The following is an 18,401-nucleotide window of genomic DNA, read 5'->3' as shown; positions in this document are numbered from 1 at the left end:
ATTTTAGATTTCCTCCAACGCATAATACTGATAATCCCGAAGTACCGTTTGAAGAAACTTCTCCTGATTATTCTCTCGTGGAGTAACAGATAAGATTTCCTGCACCTTTTTGGCGAGTAACGTAACGCGCCTTACCCGATCCTTTTCACCGGATTCCAGCGTTCGGGTGATTACGTTCACCTGTTCCAATGATAAATCGGCAGATTGTGGATACGTCGGATGATAATTCTTGGTCAGGTAATCAAATTCATCAAGGCTGACGTGTATCTTGCGATAATTCTTTTCTTTGATCACCATCGTTCCGGCTGCTAAATCACCCAGCCGCTGACTGTTTTTAGTCAGCAGAACGACTAAAAGTCCTAAACCTCCCGTGCCGGGACCGTCAATGATGAAGAGAAGCCAGCGCAGCAGATAAGCACTGATGCTGGGAGTAGAACCGTCTGATTTTACGACGCGTATATTCATCAGACGTTTTCCAAAACTCTGCCCGTGGTTGAACATTTCGCAGAGGAACGAGTAAAGAAGTACAGGCAAATAGACGAGGCACAGAATAAAGACCGTACCGACTCCGGAGGATAAATGCAGTTTAACAATGAGTGTCGTCACAGAATATAGATAAATCACAATCAGGGAATAATCGATGGCCAAAGCCAGCAATCGTTCGCCGATACTGGCGGGCGTTTGGCTGATTCGAACAAACTGACCGGTAATAATCGTAGATTCTGCCATTCTTGGTTAAACATTTTTAGGTTTAAGTTGCAAATATATTATAATTCTTTTACTTTTGCTTCTGCTCTCAAACAAAACTTATTCGAAATCTATTAAAAGTGATGAATGTAAACTATGTCTATGGAATCATCTTCCTGTTTTTAACATCTTGCCTTTCTCCCACAGATAGGGTAATTCCTTCTTTATTGCATGCAGATTCTTTGATAGAAGTTGGATGTGCAGATAGTGCATTGAGTATATTGGAAGGTGTGAATCTTGCAGAGTTGTCTACTATACAGTCTAGAGCTAAGTATGCCCTATTGTTAACACAAGCCAAAGATAAGAACTATATTACTCATACGGATGATTCGTTAATTCGTGTCGCTGTAGATTATTATGATACTTCCGATGATATTACCCTACGGGCAAAAGCTCATTATTATCTTGGACGAGTTTGTCAAGACAGAGGTGATATTGAAGGAACTGTACGTGAATTTTTGGTGGCAATGCCTTTAGCTGAGAAAGTGGATAATTATGATTTGAATATTCTATTGAAAAGTAATTTGGGTTTATTGTTTTGGCAGCATGGATTGCAGGAAGAGGCTGATTCTCTTTATAGACAGACTATTGAATTGGCAGAAACACATCATGATTCATTGCGTTTAGCCGTAGTGCTAGTAAGTTGTGCAGATATTTGCATGGAGCGAGGAGAAGAATATTATACAGATGCAGAAAAATATTTAAAACGAGCCCTAAAGCTAATAAAAGATACAGATAAACAACATATTAAGGAGCTTGTGTTTAGTTCTCTTAGTTATCTTCTAGAATATCAAGGGAAATCACGCGAAGCTATATTGTTTGCAAATAAAGGTATGCGATTGGTGTTAGACAGTTCTGAAAGATATGGTTACTATCTAGTTATTGGGAGTGCTTATTTGCAATTGGAACAATATGATTCAGCCTCTGTTTATTTGAATAGAGGTATATCTTCTGATAATTATTATGCAAAAACAAATGCATATATGAAATTATCAGAAATGGCAACGAAGTTGGGGAAAAAAAATGAAGCATTGGAATACGAAACTTTATATGCTATATATAAGGATTCCATGAAATTGGTCGAGCAACCGGTTGAGGTAGTTTCTTCTTTGAAGGATGTGTTATATCATCAATCAACGGAACGCTATGAATCATTTTTGACTCAGTATCGTTTTTGTCTATTGTTACTTGTCCTATTGTTTATTATTACGATTTGTTTCTTTTTGCAAAGGCGTAGAAAAAGGAAGGAAGAAATGGCACAATTAGTCAATAAACGACAATTATTGTATAAAAGTATAGAGACTATCAAGAAAGAGTTAGAGAAAAAAAATATAGAAATAAAAGAAATACAGCAACATTGTGAATATTTAGAGTCAGATGTTAACTCCAAAGCACAATTAGATAGTTGTCTTAATGAACTATTGGAACAATACCATTTAATGCAAGAAGATTTAGAACGTCGGCTTGTAGAAAGAGATGAGGAAGTAAAGCAATTGAGAAATCTGAATCTGAAATTTATATTAATGTCTTCTCCTGTTTATCAAATGTTGATAGAATTGTGTGAGTATAATAAACTTAATCCTGATGGAATGAAGAAGATTACTAATGATGAATGGGATATTTTATTGCATGAAATAGATATGGCATCTTTGGGATTTGTAGAAAGATTAAGCACTAAATATGAGTATTTATTGGAGGAAGATATTCGTTTTTGCTGTTTAGTTAGGTTGGATTTTAAATATGCCGATATTGCCAGTCTTTGGGGATGCACTTCTGCTGCCGTATATAAAAGAAGTTGGTCTGTATTGGAGAAGATGGGTTTAAATAAAGATAAGAAAATAAAATTGGTTGATATATTACGCAAAATCTAAGTTATTGTATTATTACATTAGTGTCCCATTAAAATTGGGACGAATTAAAAATTAAATAAACTTGGCCCATTTGGTCCGAATCGTTCTTTGTCATTTTGAAATTTAGTTTTATCAAAGAGGTCTCTCAGATGAGTCTTATCAGTCAATGAGATGCTCAGTATTTGTAACACTTCATATGTACTTCTGTCCAGTTGCATATCGTGTTGAATGATTGCCACCAAACAGTAAGCGCATATAGCAGCATATATCTGTATTCGAACAGCATTCTCTGTAGTTCCCCAAAATCTTTTGATTTTAAGGTGCTGCTTGAGCCATTTGAAAAACAGCTCTACCTGCCAGCGATTTTTATAAAGTTCAGCAACTTGAAGCGCAGATATATGCATCGCATTGGTTATGAATGTAAATTCTCGTTCTTGTTCTTCATCCCAATATTTAACCAGTCTAAGTGGCTTTGGGTAATATTGTTTAGGATAGAATCCTGTCAGAAGTACACTTGCGTCTGAAAGCACATTCTTAGGCAGTCTACGTTTCCATTGGATGGATTTGTATTGAAGATTCTTTTTTGCTCTGACAACAAAGTAGGCTTCAATTTGATGAATTTTATACAGCATTTTGAAGTTGTTATAACCGCGGTCAAAGATGTAATAAGAGCTTGGTTCATAAGGAATTTCAATCATAACTTTAGAATCGTGTACGGATGCTTCCGTGATATGAAAGAATGCAGGAATCTGTGTTTCCACATCATATAATGTATGCACTTTGATACCACCTTTCTTTTTGCGGAATTTTGCCCACCAAAAGACTGAAAGGCACAGGTCAATAGTTGTCGAATCGAAAGCATAAACGTTACCGCCAAGTTTGAAAATATGATTAGCACACTTTTGTCGTGCTTCGCTAACCAGGTAGTAAGCATATTCTTCAAAGATGTGATAGTCTCTATCTTGATTTGCTCTTGCCAGCGATGACTTTGATACATTTTTACCCATTCCTAAATGATAACATTTGGAATGATGAGCTTCAAGAGCAACTATCAAATCTCGCAGACTTTCACGATTAGAAAGTTGACCAAACATCAAAGCAAGTAGTTGATTCCAGCAGGTGAAGTGCTTCACATATTTATCACCATCATACTTGGTGACTATGCGGTTAAACTTACTTCGATTCAGAAATGAAGCCAATTGAGCGAAAACGTATTTGTCTTGGAACATATGCCATCGGATTAATCTGATGCAAAGCTACAAATTCAAGTCCGTTCGCTCGGAAAATCGCTGTAACTAACTAAATTTCAAATATTTCAAAGAACTCTTTTAGATTTTAATGGGACAGCAATGGTATTATTATTTGAGTTTTATGTAATACGATCTGCTTTTTGTATTCGTTAACATAACGGTGTAATACTTTTCTTAAACTTACTGTTCATATTTGCAGCGTTAAACATCAAATATGAACAGTATATGAAAAAACTACTATTTTTATTATTCCTGAGTATTTTCTTTTCGGATCTAATACTAGGAAATTCTCCAAATTGTAATATAAAAAGTTACAGTATGGAATTGAGTTATTTTTCTAGAAAAATAATTTTAAAAGGGAAGGGAGCTTTGGATAACAAAACGACTCGAATACCAGCTATCTACCCAGTGGAGGCATCTATAAATAATGATGTATTGTATATCGACTTTCTTTCAAAAGTATCTAGTGTGACAGTTACCGTAGTTAATTTGGATACTAATAAGACAGTGTATCTAAATACTTTTATTAGTCCTATAAGTTTAATTACTTTAGATTTAAGTTTGAAGGAAGGGGTCGCTTACCGCTTAGAACTTTTGTCTAAAGATTATGATTTATCGGGGGATTTTGAACTTTAATTAACTATAGTATTATGAGAAAAATATTTATACAATTTAGTTTGTTAGTCGTGCTTATTATTATTGCCTCGTGTAGTAACGAGAATATAATAGATGCAGAACGGAATGCAATTAAACAAGTAGATCCTAATGCGTTATCTGAAAAAGAAGTTATTTCTATTGTAGAATCCTTTCAAAAGTCTATCAAATCTGAGACAAATACGAGAGGCGAAATAACAGAAAATCCAATTTTTGCTATTAGTGAGAAATATTTAATATCGTCTCGAAATTCAGAAATTACCCGTTCGTTGCCTAATGATGTAAAAGCTTTAGTTTATGAAGTTGAAATAAGGAATAGCTCTGAACAAGGGAAAGCTATTGTATCTGGTGATAGAAAATTCCCAAAGGTATTGGCGTATATACCTTCCTATAATGACTCCATTTTTGCAACGCAGATAGGAGCAAACGCTATGATTCAAATGTCGAAGAATGCATTATTAGACGAAATAGCCAATAATAGTGAGGCAATTACACGCTCTAGGCCTATTACTGATTTAGATGGCCAGGTTTGGATGATGATTGAACCTTTCTGTACTACAGAATGGGGACAGAAAGAACCATATAGTTGGAAGTTTGTAAATACTTGGGTTGAAATACCTATGGATATTTCTCGTAAAATATGTACATGGGAAAGACGCCCAGTAGGACTTACTAACACTGCAATAGCCCAAATTATGGCCTCCTTAGAGCCTGAATTAACTTGTGAAGGGATATCAATGGACTGGAGTTATTTAAAAGAAAGTAAAAGTATTAGTTATGATGATCCTTATGAGAAATGGAATATGGTTGCATCTTTATTTAAATATGTATATGATAGTACATCTTCTTCTCCAGTTTGGGGAACTGCCTATACTGATGTATGGCCGGACTCAGAATCTAAATTAGTGTCTTGCATTACTGCAATATCAACTCCATTATCTAATGTGTATAAATATCTAAATTCAGGAAGTGGAATAACCAATTGTGGTAATATTCAAAAATGGAGTATAGAAACAGTTAAAAATTCTGTTATTAAAATATGTCCTGTTTTGGTAGAATGTAATGGAAGTGCTTTTATAGTGGATGGTTATGCAATGACAAAGAACGAATCTTCTAGCAGTAATGCATATTTTCATTGTAATTTTGGAAAGACAGGTAATTCTGATGGTTATTATTTGGTAAACAATGATGGAAGCATTTCATTTGAGACTGGTGGTAATACCTATTGGGATACGCAATTAAGTGTTATACCTGATATAAGAAAAAGATAACATTGATTTATTATTGTACAGATTACATATTCAATTGAAACTTAAAAATATTTATTATGAAATTAAAGTATTATTTTTTGTTTTTCGTATTGTCGTTATTAGCTTCATGTAATGATGAAGAAGGTTTGGATTTACATAATAAGCCGATAGAATCTAACTCAATTGTATTATCTCCGGATGAATACATTAGTATTGCTTATGATAATCCAAGAGTAATAACTCCTGATGAGGCAAAGCAACTTGTATTAGATTTTGGGGTTAACAGAGTGCAGACGAGAGGTAATGAAAATATTGTTGTGAAGTTTCGCTCTTCTTTTAATATTGAAGAAAAGGGCAGCAATGCGGTAACAAGATCGGTTACAGACAAATCAATTCTTCTTCCTGTCTATGAAATGGAAATAGTCAGTGATGCAGGGAAAGGACTTGCTTATGTTTCTGCTGATGAGCGTGTGGCAAAGGTTATGGCTTATTTGCCCAAGGTAAATCTTGAGGATACAGCTAAAATTATTGGTGCGAAGGCTATGCTTGGTTTGTCAGAACAAAGCTTGTTAGAGGAGGCCAAACATTATGAAAAAATGAAATTGGAATTTAGAGATGAAACATTAAAAAGAATATCGAAAGAGCTCAATGTTGCAGCCGTAAATTTTAATGAGATCAAAGATAGGATTCTTGTCGAGGATTGTCTAGATTCACGTGCAACCCCTCAAGATCCTGCTGGCAATGCTATTGGGTGGGCTGGTTTTTTTTGTATGGCGACAAATTGGGATCAAGAACCTGTATATAATGATTTATTAGAGAAAGCATATTGTGCACCAAATGTTGGGAAGGAACCTGTATATAAAGCTGTTCCTGCGGGTTGTTCGGTTGTTGCCATGGCACAAATTATGGCTTCACTTGAACCAAACTTAACTATCGATGGTATAAAAATAGATTGGGAAGCATTGAAAGCACAGCCGCAGATACTAATGCCGCTACCCTGGAAGCCAAATCAGGGATCACCTGAGATTGTTAGAACTATGGTTGCTAAATTATTTAAACATATTTATGACCTTTCTGGTACTCATCCAGAATATGACAAAACAACAAATTGGGTAACAGGTTCTGGTACATCTGGACCTCAAACTAGGGATTTTCTTAGAAGATATTTTACAACAGGAGATTTGATAAATGGTTGGGATGGTAATGCTGCATTTTTGTCTTTACAGAAAGCTAAACTGGTATGGGTTGGCGTTTCAGATGCTTCTAAAAAAGCTTCTCATGCTTTTGTGATAGATGGATTTGCTTATTGGAGACCTCAAACGAGATATTTGGTTAAAAACTTTGATTTTTATTTCCGTGCGAATATGGGATGGGCTGGGTCTTATGATGGCTTCTATTTAGTTAATAAAGATATGTCGATATCTTTTGAAGCTGGAGGCTATGAATTAAACACAGGCTTTAATATGATCTGTGATATTATATTGTAAAAGAATGAAGTATATTATTCTGATTTTTCTTCTTGCTATTGTTAGTTGTAATGATGCAGAAGATGATGAAATATATATCAATGATTTTCCCCACAGGATATCAGAGCCTCCATTATTAGATAATAAAGGTGATACTGCTTTTATTATTATGACTCCTGCGGAAGGATGGAGATTGCATGCTGCTGGGACTGTTGTGAATAAGGATTCTATTGCTCTCAATGTAAAAATGACCCATACTTTTTTGCTTGAAGAAGATTGGTTTTCAATAAAAAAAGAACAGGAGGATTCGGTGATGACAGTAATTGTAGACGAAAATACATCTGGTGATATTAGGGAGATAATCTTATGGCTTTCTTATATTGGCTCATCAATGAGCACATATACAATAAAGCAAAATCCATAAATTATATAACTTATGAAATTGAAATACTATTTTTTGTTAGTTATCCTTGCTTTATTTACTTCATGTAGTAATGAACTAGGTATGCAAGATAATCTGAATGATTCTAAAATTTTATTATCTTCAGATGAGTATATTAGCATTGCTTATGATAATCCTGGAATAATTACTTCAGAAGAGGCTAAGCAACTTGTTTTGGACTTTAATCCAACAGGATTACAGACTAGAAATAATAATGTAAAAATTATGGCTATTTCTACATATAATGTATCTAGTTCTTCTGGATTAAAAACAAGAGTCGGTTCAACTAATCTTACTACTATTCCTGTTTATAAAATTGAATTTTTAAGTGATGAGGGGAAAGGTGTGGCTTATGTTCCTGCTGATGAACGTTTTGCAAAGATAATGGCTTATTTGCCTAAAACAGATTTAAAAGACTCTGTTAAATATGTAGATTCTAAGTCTATGCTCTATTTATCAGAATTGAGTCTGTTGGAAGATGCCAAATATTATGAAAAGGTAAAATCAGAACTGAGAGCTAAAACATTAGCGAAAATAGCAAAAACTTTAAACGTGAAGGCTGTGAGGTATGATGAGATTCAAGATATAATTATAGTAAAGGATGAGATTCTATCCCGTTCTGAACCAACATTTCCTATTGGAAATCCGATAGGTTTTGCTGGTCTGTACTGTAGTAGTACAGAGTGGAATCAAGACGCACCATATAATGATTTGCTACAGAAAGAAAATTGTGATCTTTATGATACAGGCTCACCTACTTACGAGGCTGTCCCTGCTGGTTGTGCTGTTATTTCAATAGCACAGATTATGGCTTCTTTAGAACCTGACTTAACGGTTGATGGTCTGAAAATTGATTGGAATATCTTGAAAGCGCAAAAACAAATTATTGCTCCTTCATCTTGGCAAACTCCTTCCTCTGAAACAACTAGAGAAATGGTTGCTAAATTGATAAAATATATCTATATAGCAACTAATACACAGCCTGTTAGAAATTCAAGTGGTTATGTTACTGGGTCTGGTACTTATTCTTCTGATACATCTAGCTTTTTCTATCGTTTTTTTTCAACTAGTGGTCTTAAAAATGGTTGGGATGGTAATGCTGCATTTCAATCTTTACAACTAGCTAAGTTGGTATGGATAGCTGCAACCTCTAATCGTGGGGGAAGCCATGCTTTTATTTTAGATGGTTTTGCATACTGGAGACCCCAAACAAGATATTTAGTTAAAAACTTTGATTTCTATTTCCATGCGAATATGGGTTGGGGAGGATATTACGATGGCTTTTATTTAGTAAATAAAGACCTTTCTATTACCTTTGATACATCTAATGGAAGTTATGATAGGAACTTTTCTATGATTTACAATATTATAAATAAATAAACTGGGGCTTAGGTCTGTTTTGAGCAGCAAAGGCTGATTTATAGTCTTTGTTGCTCTTTTTATTGAATATTTAAATAATAATCGTAGATTCTGCCATTCTTGGTTAAATATTTTTAGGTTTAAGTTGCAAATATATCATAATTCTTTTACTTTTGCTTTCGGTTTCGGACAAAACTTATCCGAAATCTCTGAAAAGCATGAAGGAAGTTACGTTTATCCGTCGGAACATTGAAAAATGGAAAGGGACCGAAAAGGTGGTGGAACAGGCTGCAAACCTGTCCCCTGACCAACTTGCCGACGCCTATACGGAACTGACTGCCGACCTTGCTTTTGCACAGACCCATTTCCCGACTTCCCGCATTACCATTTATTTGAATAATCTCGCTTCAGCCCTGCATAATGAAATCTATCGGAGCAAGCGTGAGAAATGGACACGCATTATCACTTTCTGGACACGGGAAGTGCCGCAGACCATGCATGATGCGCAGCGTGAGTTACTGATCTCTTTTATCATCTTTGCCGTCAGTGCGTTGATCGGGGCAGTATCTGCCGCCAATGATCAGGAGTTTGTGCGTTTGATAATGGGCAACCAATACGTAGATATGACATTGGACAATATTGCCAGAGGTGAGCCGATGGCAGTATACAATGGCTCTCCCGAAGCTCCGATGTTTCTGGGCATTACAATCAATAATATAAAAGTATCCTTCCTGTGTTTTGCCGCGGGGATACTGACCAGTTTTGGTACGGGGCTTATACTTCTTCAGAATGGAATTATGCTCGGTTCATTTCAGATGTTCTTTTATCAGCACGACCTGCTTTGGGAGTCGGCACTTGCCGTCTGGCTGCACGGAACTCTTGAAATATGGGCGATCATCGTAGCCGGTGCTGCCGGACTTGCTTTGGGCAACAGCTGGTTGTTTCCCGGCACCTATTCGAGACTCGAATCTTTTCGCAGAGGAGCGAAAAGAGGGCTGAAGATTGTAATCGGTACGGTGCCCGTGTTTATCATGGCGGGATTTATCGAAGGCTTTATCACCCGTCACACCGAACTTCCGGATATGCTGAGGCTCGGCATCATCCTTACATCCCTTGCATTTATCATCTTTTACTATATTTATTTACCAAATAGAAAAAAACATGGAATCACAGAAACCTAAGGTTGCAATGTACGTGAAACGTTCTTTCGGTGATAAGTTGAACGCTTCTTTTGACTTCATAAAAGAGAATTGGAAAATACTGTTGAAGTTTACGACTTATCTGCTTTTGCCTGTAAGCCTTATTCAGGCATTAAGTCTGAACGGACTGATGGGAGGAGCGTTTGCCATGACTGCTATGTCCAAGACTGCGACGGTGCCGGATACTGCATCTTTATTGGGATTTATGTCCTATTACGGTCTGTATATGATTGTATTTATGATAGGCAGTATTTTGCTGACCTCCATGATCTATGCATTGATCCGTACCTATAATGAACGTGAAGAACGCTTGGAGGGAATCACGTTGGGTATTTTGAAGCCTTTATTGTTCCGCAATATCAAGAGACTGCTTGTAATGACCCTTTTCTCCATCTTAGTCATGCTTTTCGTGGGGCTTGTGGTAGGTCTGCTGGCGTTTCTGTCACTGTTCACCTTGTTTCTGACCATTCCGCTTCTTATCGCTTTTGTAGTGCCGCTTGCATTATGGGCACCTATCTACCTGTTTGAAGATATTACAGTGATGGAGTCTTTCAAAAAGACATTCCGGCTGGGCTTTGCCACTTGGGGAGGCGTCTTCTTGATATCTCTGATCATGGGATTTATAGCTAATGTATTGCAGGGAGTGACTATGATGCCGTGGTATATCGCTACGCTGGTGAAATATTTCTTCTCATTAAGTGATGTCGGAAGCGAGACGACAGTATCGGCAGGATATAGCTTTATCCTTTATCTGCTTGGTATTGTACAGGCATTCGGCGCTTATCTTTCCATGATTTTCACTTTTGTCGGAATGGCCTACCAGTACGGTCACGCTTCCGAAGTGGTAGATAGTGTAACTGTAGAGAGCGATATTGATAATTTCGATAAACTCTAAACATATATAATTCAGAATAGATGCTGACATCCCCGGCTGATACATTGGTTTGCGACACCGTGCAGATTGCCAAATGGCAATCCGAATCGGCGTATGACTACAATCGTGAACTGATAACTCCTGAAATCAATATCTTTGAATGGTTTCGCAGGCAGTTTGGGGAATTGTTGCGGAAGATATTCGGCAGCCGTTTTGCCGAAGAGTATTCTGAACTTATATTAATATGTCTGGCCATTATTATTCTGCTCCTGATTATATGGTTTGTTTATAAGAAGCGTCCGGAGTTATTCATGCGTTCGCCCAAGAATAAACTGCCTTATGAAGTGGGAGAAGATACGATTTACGGTGTGGATTTTTCGGGAGGGATTGCCGATGCGCTTTCCCGTTCCGATTATCGGGAGGCGGTGCGTCTGCTTTATTTGCAGACATTGAAACGGCTTAGCGACGAGAAACGCATTGACTGGCAGCCTTATAAAACACCGACACAGTATATCAATGAAGTACGGATACCCGTTTTCCGTCAGTTGACCAATCATTTCCTGAGGGTTCGTTACGGTAACTTTGAGGCAACGGAAGAACTGTTCAATTCCATGAAATCCTTGCAGGAAGAAATAGGGAAAGGAGGGGGCTCATGAGGGGAAGCCGCTGGTTTATCTTCTTTGTCCTTGCTTTTCTGCTGCTGATGTTTGCTATAGAATATCATCTGCCGAAGAAATTTGTATGGGTGCCTACCTTTAGCCATTACGATGAGCAGCCTTTCGGATGCGCTGTGTTCGACAGTCTGCTGACTGTTTCACTGCCTTCGGGATATACACTGTCCCGAAAGACTTTTTATCAGATGGAACAGGAAGATACTGTTCACAATAAAGGAATACTGCTGATTGCCACTAATTTACCTTTCGGACGGGTGGATATAGAAGCCTTGCTCAAAATGGCGGATCGGGGAAATAAGATCATGCTGGTAAGCAGTTCTTTTACCAAGATTTTGGAGGATACGCTGAAGTTTGATTGCACTTATTCTTATTTCAGATCGGTCGATTTGAAAAAATATGCCGCTTCGTTATTGAAGCGGGACAGTATTTATTGGATCGGTGATCCGGAAGTTTATTCACGGCAGGTGTTCCGTTTTTATCCGCAGTTCTGCAAGTCCTATTTCCGCCGTTATGATTCGCTGCCGGTACGTAAACTGGCGGAGATCAATCTGGCAAGCGATATGGGGCACGCATTGGATGAACTGGATTCTACGACCGTTTCCCGCAATTATCATCCGTTGGTGGCTATGGTGCGTCCGTGGGGAAAGGGTGAAATCATTCTGGTTTCTACTCCTTTGCTTTTTACCAATTATGGAGTGCTGGATGAGAAAAATGCGACTTACATATTCCGCATCCTGTCGCAGATGGGAGAGTTGCCTATTGTCCGCACCGAAGGATATATGAAGGAGACTGCACAGACGCAGCGATCTCCTTTGCGTTATTTTCTGTCGCAAAGGCCGCTTCGCTGGGCGATCTATCTGTCGATGTTCGCTATCTTGCTCTTTATGGTGTTTACAGCACGGAGGCGGCAACGGGCAATACCTGTCATACAGGAACCGGAAAACAAATCCCTTGAATTTACCAAGTTGATAGGCACGCTTTATTATCAGAAGAATGACCATGCCAATCTGGTTCATAAGAAGTTCACCTACTTTGCGGAAGTGCTGAGAAGAGAAATTCAGGTAGATGTGGAGGAAGTGGCGGACGATGAACGTTCTTTCCACCGGATCGCTCAGAAGACGGGAATGGAGGTGGAAGAAATCAGCAGGTTGATCCGCGAAATCAGACCGGTGATTTATGGAGGACGTGTCCTTTCCGGCGAAGAAATGAAGGGATTTATTGATAAAATGAATGAAATAATCAATCATATTTAAAGAAGATATTTATGGAAGAGAATACAGAACAACGAGTGGATTTAACTCTCTTTTCCGAGAAGATACAGGAATTGAAGGATCAGATTGCTTCCGTTATTGTCGGTCAGGAACAGACGGTGGACTTGGTGCTGGCAGCCATCCTTGCCAATGGTCACGTACTAATAGAAGGCGTGCCGGGAGTTGCAAAGACATTGCTTGCCCGATTGACGGCTCGTCTGATCGATGCGGACTTCAGCCGTATCCAGTTTACGCCGGACCTGATGCCGAGCGATGTCTTGGGTACCACTGTGTTCAATATGAAAACCAATGATTTTGACTTTCATCAGGGACCGATCTTTGCCGATATCGTATTGGTGGACGAGATCAACCGTGCTCCTGCCAAAACGCAGGCTGCCTTGTTCGAGGTGATGGAAGAGCGTCAGATAAGCATTGACGGCATTACTCATAAGATGGGTGAACTCTACACTATCCTTGCCACACAAAACCCCGTGGAACAGGAAGGAACTTATAAACTTCCCGAAGCACAGCTCGACCGCTTTCTGATGAAAATAACGATGGACTATCCTTCGCTGGAAGAAGAAGTGGATATTTTGGAACGTCACCATACGAACGCTTCATTAATCAAGCTGGACGATATCAAGCCCGCTATCACCAAAGAAGAACTCCTGTCACTGCGTGCCTTCATGAATCAGGTGTTTGTAGACCGTACGCTGCTCCAATACATTGCATTGATTGTGCAGCAGACGCGTACCAGCAAAGCTGTATATCTTGGCGCTTCTCCGCGTGCATCAGTTGCAATGTTGCAAGCCTCCAAGGCGTATGCCCTTTTGCAGGGACGTGACTTCGTGACACCGGAAGATATTAAGTTCGTTGCTCCGTATGTGCTTCAGCATCGTCTGATCCTGACGGCGGAAGCGGAAATGGAAGGATACTCTCCGGTAAAGGTTACGCAACGCCTGATTGATAAAGTGGAGGTCCCCAAATAAGAACCGAATCTCTATAATTCGTAACTCAAAACTTAAAACTCAAAACTCAGAACCCGAAATTGTACTTAACCCGTCGTTTCTATATTGCCCTTATTCTGGTTATCCTCTTATTGGGTAGCGGATATCTGTTTGCTCCGTTTTTTGTCATCGGGCAGTGGGCGCTTTTTGCCTTATTCGTGTTGGTATCGGCAGATGGATATATTCTCTACCGTACCCAGGGGATTCAGGCATTCCGTCGATGTTCCGACCGTTTCTCCAATGGCGATGACAATGAAGTGAGCATTCGTGTCGAAAGTACTTATTCGCGTCCTCTCTCTCTGGAGATCATAGATGAAATACCTTTTATCTTCCAGAATCGGGATGTCTGTTTCCGGACTACCCTTCAGCCGAACGAGGGGAAAACAATCAGTTACCATCTTCGTCCGACCCGTCGCGGAGTATACTCTTTCGGGCAAATCCGTGTATTTGTGACCGATAAAATCGGGCTGCTTTCCCGTCGGTACACTTGTGGGCAGGCGCAGGATATCAAGGTATATCCTTCCTATCTGATGCTTCACCGATACGAATTGCTGGCAATGAGTGATAATCTTACCGAACTGGGTATCAAGCGTATCCGCCGGGTAGGCCATCAAACGGAATTTGAGCAGATCAAGGAATATGTAAAAGGAGACGACTACCGGACTATCAACTGGAAAGCGAGTGCCCGCCGGCATGAGTTGATGGTAAATGTCTATCAGGACGAACGCTCTCAGCAGATTTACAGTGTGATAGATAAAGGCAGGGTGATGCAGCAGGCTTTTCGGGGAATGACTTTGCTCGATTATGCGATTAATGCTTCGCTGGTGCTTTCGTATGTGGCGATGCGGAAGGAGGATAAAGCGGGGCTGGTGACTTTTGATGAGCATTTTGATACCTTCGTTCCGGCTTCCAAGCAGCCCGGGCATATGCAGACGCTGCTTGAAAAGCTGTATAGCCAGCAGACTACTTTTGGTGAAACGGACTTCTCGGCTCTTTGTGTGCATCTGAACAAGCACGTCAATAAGCGTAGCTTTTTGGTTCTGTATACCAACTTTGCCAGTATCAGCAGCATGAATCGCCAGTTGGCTTACTTGCAGCAGCTCAACCGGCAACATCGTTTGCTGGTGGTTTTCTTTGAGGATGCTGACTTGAAAGCGTACATCGAAAGTCCGGCGAGGGATACGGAAGATTATTACCGGCACGTGATTGCCGAAAAGTTTGCTTTTGAGAAGCGACTGATCGTTTCTACATTAAAGCAGCATGGCATTTACTCTCTGCTGACGACACCCGAAAATCTGTCTATTGACGTGATCAATAAATATCTGGAGATGAAATCACGGCAACTGCTATGATAAGTCTTTAATAATATTTTCTACTGTTTCTTTTAAAGGAGGAAGGTGCTTTGTTATGACTACCCATATAATCTCATAGTCAATGTTGGCATATTCATGGGAAATAATATTTCTGAGTCCAATAACTTTTGCCCATGGAACTTGTGGATAATCTTTGAAAAATGATCTTTGGGTTTTATCATCAATAGCCTTAATTGTTTCTCCGATTACCTGTATTCGCATAATGCAGGCATCCAAAACAGTCATTCCCCAAGGGGATAACAAGAAATCGTCTACATTCTGTATATTCTTGCATCTGTCTTCAATGATAGAGATTGATTCTGATAATTGAAGAAACTTATCTAGAATTTCCTCTTTAAGCGTAGATTCCATCTTTTTCTATTCTTTGGGATATGAGTGAACGAAGGTTTTTGCGTAAACGGAGGAGATCTATTTTGCAATTGCAGATATGCTCCAGTTCTTCTTTAATATCGAACATCACGAAAGGATCGGGTTCTTTCAATTCTACGAAAACATCTAAATCACTTCCTTCGTGTTGTTCACCACGGGCCACAGAACCAAAGATACCGATAGAAATAATCCCATATTTCTCGGCACACTGTTGCTTGAATTGGCGGATTTTTGTAAGGTATTCATTCGTTGTTTTCATAATTACATACTCCTTTCTCTACAAAAATAGTAAAAAACGGGAAGATAACAAGCGCATTTCTTTGAAAATAGCTTATTATAGAATTGCCTTCCGTGTTTCTATAAAGAAGAATACAGCCATTCCTATTATAATGACTCCCAGTATGCCGTAAAAGAGCCGTGCTCTGCCGCGGCCTACATTCCGGACGATTGTCTGGGCATTGCGTGTGGTGAAGAACCAGTTCCAGTTCAGTAAGGAAGCTAGCAGGGAAGTGATTCCCGCTAGCGCAAAAATTCCTTGTACGATGTATTGTCCGGTCATAGTCTGATCACTCTGCTTCCGTCTTCCAGTTCTTCAATCGTCACTTTTACGGCATCTCCCGGTAGTAATTCTTCTACCAGTTCCGGCCATTCGATAAAGCAAAGGGCGCCGCTGTAGAAATAATCTTCGTATCCCATGTCATATACTTCACTTAGCTTTTTGATGCGGTAAAAGTCGAAGTGATAAATCAATTCTCCGGTTTCGTCCGAACGATATTCGTTGACGATAGCGAAAGTAGGAGAACTGATAACGTCTGATACACCTAATTCTTCGCAAAGAGCTTTGACGAAGGTCGTTTTGCCGGCTCCCATTTTACCATATAAAGCGAAAACGGTGTTATCACCCATAGCAGCGATAAATTCCCGGGCTGCCTCATGGATACTTTCCAGTGATTGAATCTTGATTTCCATATACTATTCTATTATTATGACTGTTTCTTGCAACAACTCTTTCCGATCTTGCAAACGGCATAAATCAGGATAGAGAAGAATATAATCGAAGCGCCCGAAGGGACTTTCCAGTGGTAAGAAATAAACAGACCGCCCAGACATCCCAGAAAACCGATACCGATGGACAGCCAGATGATTTTCTTGAAACTGTAGGTAAAGAGGTTGGCTGTCATTTGCGGAATGGTGAGTAGCGATATTGCGAGAACGATGCCTACCATACGCAGACAAGCGACGATGGTCAACGCAATAAACATCATCAGCACATATTCGAATATCTCTACCGGAATCTTTTGCGAACGGGCAAACTCGCGGTCGAATGCAATATATACGATAGGACGGATAAACAGATAAAAGAATCCGGTTAATATCAGAGCCAATATGCCCAGCATCCACAAGTCCGCCTGATTGATGGTCAGGATATTACCGAAAAGATAAGCTGACAAGTCCGGAGCAAATCCCGGTGACAGGAAACTGAACATGATTCCCAAAGCCATTCCCAGCGTCCAGAATACGGCAATCGCAGAATCTTCACGCATATCTTTCCGCCGGCTCAGCCACTCGACACCGAATGCGGACAATACAGAGAAGACGGCGGCTGAGAGTATGGGAGAAATTCCCGCAAACAGTCCCAGTCCTATCCCTCCGAAAGAGGCGTGCGTGATTCCTCCACTGATAAATACCAGACGGCGGGTAACAATGTAAGTACCGATAATCCCGCAGGCAATGCTTGCCAGTAAGCTGCCCAGCAAAGCGTGTTGGAAGAATGTATATCGAAGTAGATCCACTTTTTAATTAAAGATTAAAGATTGAAAATTAAAAATCAAAGCAAGAATAATGCCGTCCATCAATAAAAACAACTTCAACGCCCTCCTAATACTTATTACTTAATACCTATTACCTCTCCCCATTCCTTCTCTCTCCGATAATCAGAAAGACTTCATCTTTGAGGTCATCCGGCAACTCGATACCCCGTAGTTGCAAACTACGTACCCAGCCTGCGACATCAATGTCCTGCATGGTATATAACACATCCCTGAATTGGTTTGTTTCTTCGTCAGTATACGCATTTGCTTCCTTTCCGATGAACTGATCCAGTTCTTCGTCATCGTAATATTCAATTTTTTTGCTTACGGCGGCAAGCAAACTATCTTTCTCGCACACTTCGTGTTGTCCGCAGCATTCTATATCTGCTTCTTTCACTTCCGGCATACGGTCCAGTTCACCTTTTTCTATTTTCTGTTGCAGTCTTTTGTTGCGGATATAACCGGCTATCAATGCGATGATACCTAGCAACACCAAACTTATAATAAGTATCCACATAGTCTGTACTGATTCAATTTTCTGCAAAGTTACTTATTAATTTGCATTCTATCATGGATGGTATCTATTTCTTTTCTTACTTTTGCACGTTGCTAACTTAAATATATATTAGACGATGAAGCATAAGAAGTGGTTGACTGTCTTATTTATACACGGTAACAGGAGAAGATATCAGGTAAGTATATGGGCGGAAGGAAATGGCTGGGTGATAGAAAAAGGTGCGGATTAAAGAAAGAAACAGCCGGAACTGTAGGGTACCGACAAAGGTGATTTTCATCTGCTTAGGCGGTTATTTAAAATAATCCTGTA

General features: G+C 39.4%; 20 protein-coding genes. 12 read left to right on the top strand and 8 right to left on the bottom strand.

Going from position 1 to position 18,401, the window contains the following annotated elements; translation table 11 throughout:
- Nucleotides 1-3: 3 nt before the first annotated feature.
- Nucleotides 4-729 (bottom strand): RDD family protein, encoded by a 726-nt coding sequence (locus BT_RS11250; RefSeq protein ID WP_011108179.1) that lies wholly within the window; start codon nt 727-729, stop codon nt 4-6.
- 101 nt (nt 730-830) lie between these two features.
- On the opposite strand from BT_RS11250, the gene BT_RS11245 reads away from it, so the two are divergent.
- Nucleotides 831-2,618, top strand: coding sequence for a tetratricopeptide repeat protein (locus BT_RS11245; protein ID WP_011108178.1), 1,788 nt, complete (start codon nt 831-833; stop codon nt 2,616-2,618).
- Nucleotides 2,619-2,662: 44 nt separating this feature from the next.
- Here the strand turns inward: BT_RS11245 and BT_RS11240 are convergent, their stop codons facing one another.
- Nucleotides 2,663-3,826, bottom strand: a complete 1,164-nt coding sequence (locus BT_RS11240; RefSeq protein WP_011108005.1) for an IS4 family transposase — start codon at nt 3,824-3,826, stop codon at nt 2,663-2,665.
- 246 nt (nt 3,827-4,072) lie between these two features.
- Here BT_RS11240 and BT_RS11235 point away from each other — a divergent pair, with 246 nt between their 5' ends.
- The 11 genes from BT_RS11235 to BT_RS11185 all read left to right on the top strand — a co-directional run bounded on the left by BT_RS11235 (nt 4,073) and on the right by BT_RS11185 (nt 15,374).
- Nucleotides 4,073-4,483, top strand: a complete 411-nt coding sequence (locus BT_RS11235) for a DUF3244 domain-containing protein (protein ID WP_011108177.1) — start codon at nt 4,073-4,075, stop codon at nt 4,481-4,483.
- Between the two features lie 14 nt (nt 4,484-4,497).
- Nucleotides 4,498-5,772: a C10 family peptidase gene (locus BT_RS11230; RefSeq protein ID WP_011108176.1), complete on the top strand. Its 1,275-nt coding sequence runs from the start codon at nt 4,498-4,500 to the stop codon at nt 5,770-5,772.
- A 56-nt stretch (nt 5,773-5,828) separates the two neighbouring features.
- On the top strand, nt 5,829-7,238 hold the full coding sequence (locus BT_RS11225; protein WP_011108175.1) for a C10 family peptidase: 1,410 nt from the start codon (nt 5,829-5,831) through the stop codon (nt 7,236-7,238).
- A 4-nt stretch (nt 7,239-7,242) separates the two neighbouring features.
- Complete coding sequence (locus BT_RS11220; RefSeq protein WP_008759691.1) at nt 7,243-7,641, top strand: hypothetical protein; 399 nt, start codon at nt 7,243-7,245, stop codon at nt 7,639-7,641.
- Between the two features lie 12 nt (nt 7,642-7,653).
- Nucleotides 7,654-9,039 (top strand): C10 family peptidase, encoded by a 1,386-nt coding sequence (locus BT_RS11215; protein ID WP_011108174.1) that lies wholly within the window; start codon nt 7,654-7,656, stop codon nt 9,037-9,039.
- Nucleotides 9,040-9,236: 197 nt separating this feature from the next.
- A complete protein-coding gene (locus tag BT_RS11210) occupies nt 9,237-10,199 on the top strand; it encodes a stage II sporulation protein M (RefSeq protein WP_011108173.1) in 963 nt (320 codons plus the stop codon).
- Entirely contained in the window at nt 10,180-11,112 is a 933-nt protein-coding gene (locus BT_RS11205; RefSeq protein WP_008759694.1) for a hypothetical protein, read from the top strand. The genes BT_RS11210 and BT_RS11205 overlap by 20 nt, the downstream gene beginning before the upstream one ends.
- Before the next feature lie 20 nt (nt 11,113-11,132).
- Complete coding sequence (locus BT_RS11200) at nt 11,133-11,747, top strand: DUF4129 domain-containing protein (RefSeq protein WP_008763992.1); 615 nt, start codon at nt 11,133-11,135, stop codon at nt 11,745-11,747.
- Nucleotides 11,744-13,018: a DUF4350 domain-containing protein gene (locus BT_RS11195; RefSeq protein WP_008763991.1), complete on the top strand. Its 1,275-nt coding sequence runs from the start codon at nt 11,744-11,746 to the stop codon at nt 13,016-13,018. Before BT_RS11200 ends, BT_RS11195 begins: the two co-directional genes overlap by 4 nt.
- An 11-nt stretch (nt 13,019-13,029) precedes the next feature.
- Entirely contained in the window at nt 13,030-14,004 is a 975-nt protein-coding gene (locus tag BT_RS11190; protein ID WP_011108172.1) for an AAA family ATPase, read from the top strand.
- A 59-nt stretch (nt 14,005-14,063) separates the two neighbouring features.
- Complete coding sequence (locus BT_RS11185; protein ID WP_011108171.1) at nt 14,064-15,374, top strand: DUF58 domain-containing protein; 1,311 nt, start codon at nt 14,064-14,066, stop codon at nt 15,372-15,374.
- On the opposite strand, the gene BT_RS11180 is transcribed toward BT_RS11185, so the two are convergent.
- The 6 genes from BT_RS11180 to BT_RS11155 form a co-directional block, all read right to left on the bottom strand.
- On the bottom strand, nt 15,369-15,746 hold the full coding sequence (locus BT_RS11180) for a HepT-like ribonuclease domain-containing protein (RefSeq protein ID WP_008759699.1): 378 nt from the start codon (nt 15,744-15,746) through the stop codon (nt 15,369-15,371). The genes BT_RS11185 and BT_RS11180 overlap by 6 nt on opposite strands.
- Nucleotides 15,730-16,023 (bottom strand): nucleotidyltransferase family protein, encoded by a 294-nt coding sequence (locus tag BT_RS11175; RefSeq protein ID WP_008759700.1) that lies wholly within the window; start codon nt 16,021-16,023, stop codon nt 15,730-15,732. The genes BT_RS11180 and BT_RS11175 overlap by 17 nt, the downstream gene beginning before the upstream one ends.
- Nucleotides 16,024-16,098: 75 nt before the next feature.
- Nucleotides 16,099-16,323, bottom strand: coding sequence for an immunity 17 family protein (locus BT_RS11170; RefSeq protein WP_008759701.1), 225 nt, complete (start codon nt 16,321-16,323; stop codon nt 16,099-16,101).
- Nucleotides 16,320-16,733, bottom strand: a complete 414-nt coding sequence (gene tsaE, locus BT_RS11165; protein WP_008759702.1) for a tRNA (adenosine(37)-N6)-threonylcarbamoyltransferase complex ATPase subunit type 1 TsaE — start codon at nt 16,731-16,733, stop codon at nt 16,320-16,322. Before tsaE ends, BT_RS11170 begins: the two co-directional genes overlap by 4 nt.
- Nucleotides 16,734-16,747: 14 nt before the next feature.
- A complete protein-coding gene (locus BT_RS11160; protein ID WP_008759703.1) occupies nt 16,748-17,557 on the bottom strand; it encodes a metal ABC transporter permease in 810 nt (269 codons plus the stop codon).
- 109 nt (nt 17,558-17,666) lie between these two features.
- Nucleotides 17,667-18,092, bottom strand: a complete 426-nt coding sequence (locus BT_RS11155; protein WP_008763987.1) for a hypothetical protein — start codon at nt 18,090-18,092, stop codon at nt 17,667-17,669.
- Between the last annotated feature and the right edge of the window lie 309 nt (nt 18,093-18,401).

It is taken from the genome of Bacteroides thetaiotaomicron VPI-5482 (genome assembly GCF_000011065.1).
GTDB classification, from domain to species: domain Bacteria; phylum Bacteroidota; class Bacteroidia; order Bacteroidales; family Bacteroidaceae; genus Bacteroides; species Bacteroides thetaiotaomicron.
Note: the sequence above shows the minus strand (reverse complement) of the source record. Positions and strands in the feature narration are given on the sequence as shown.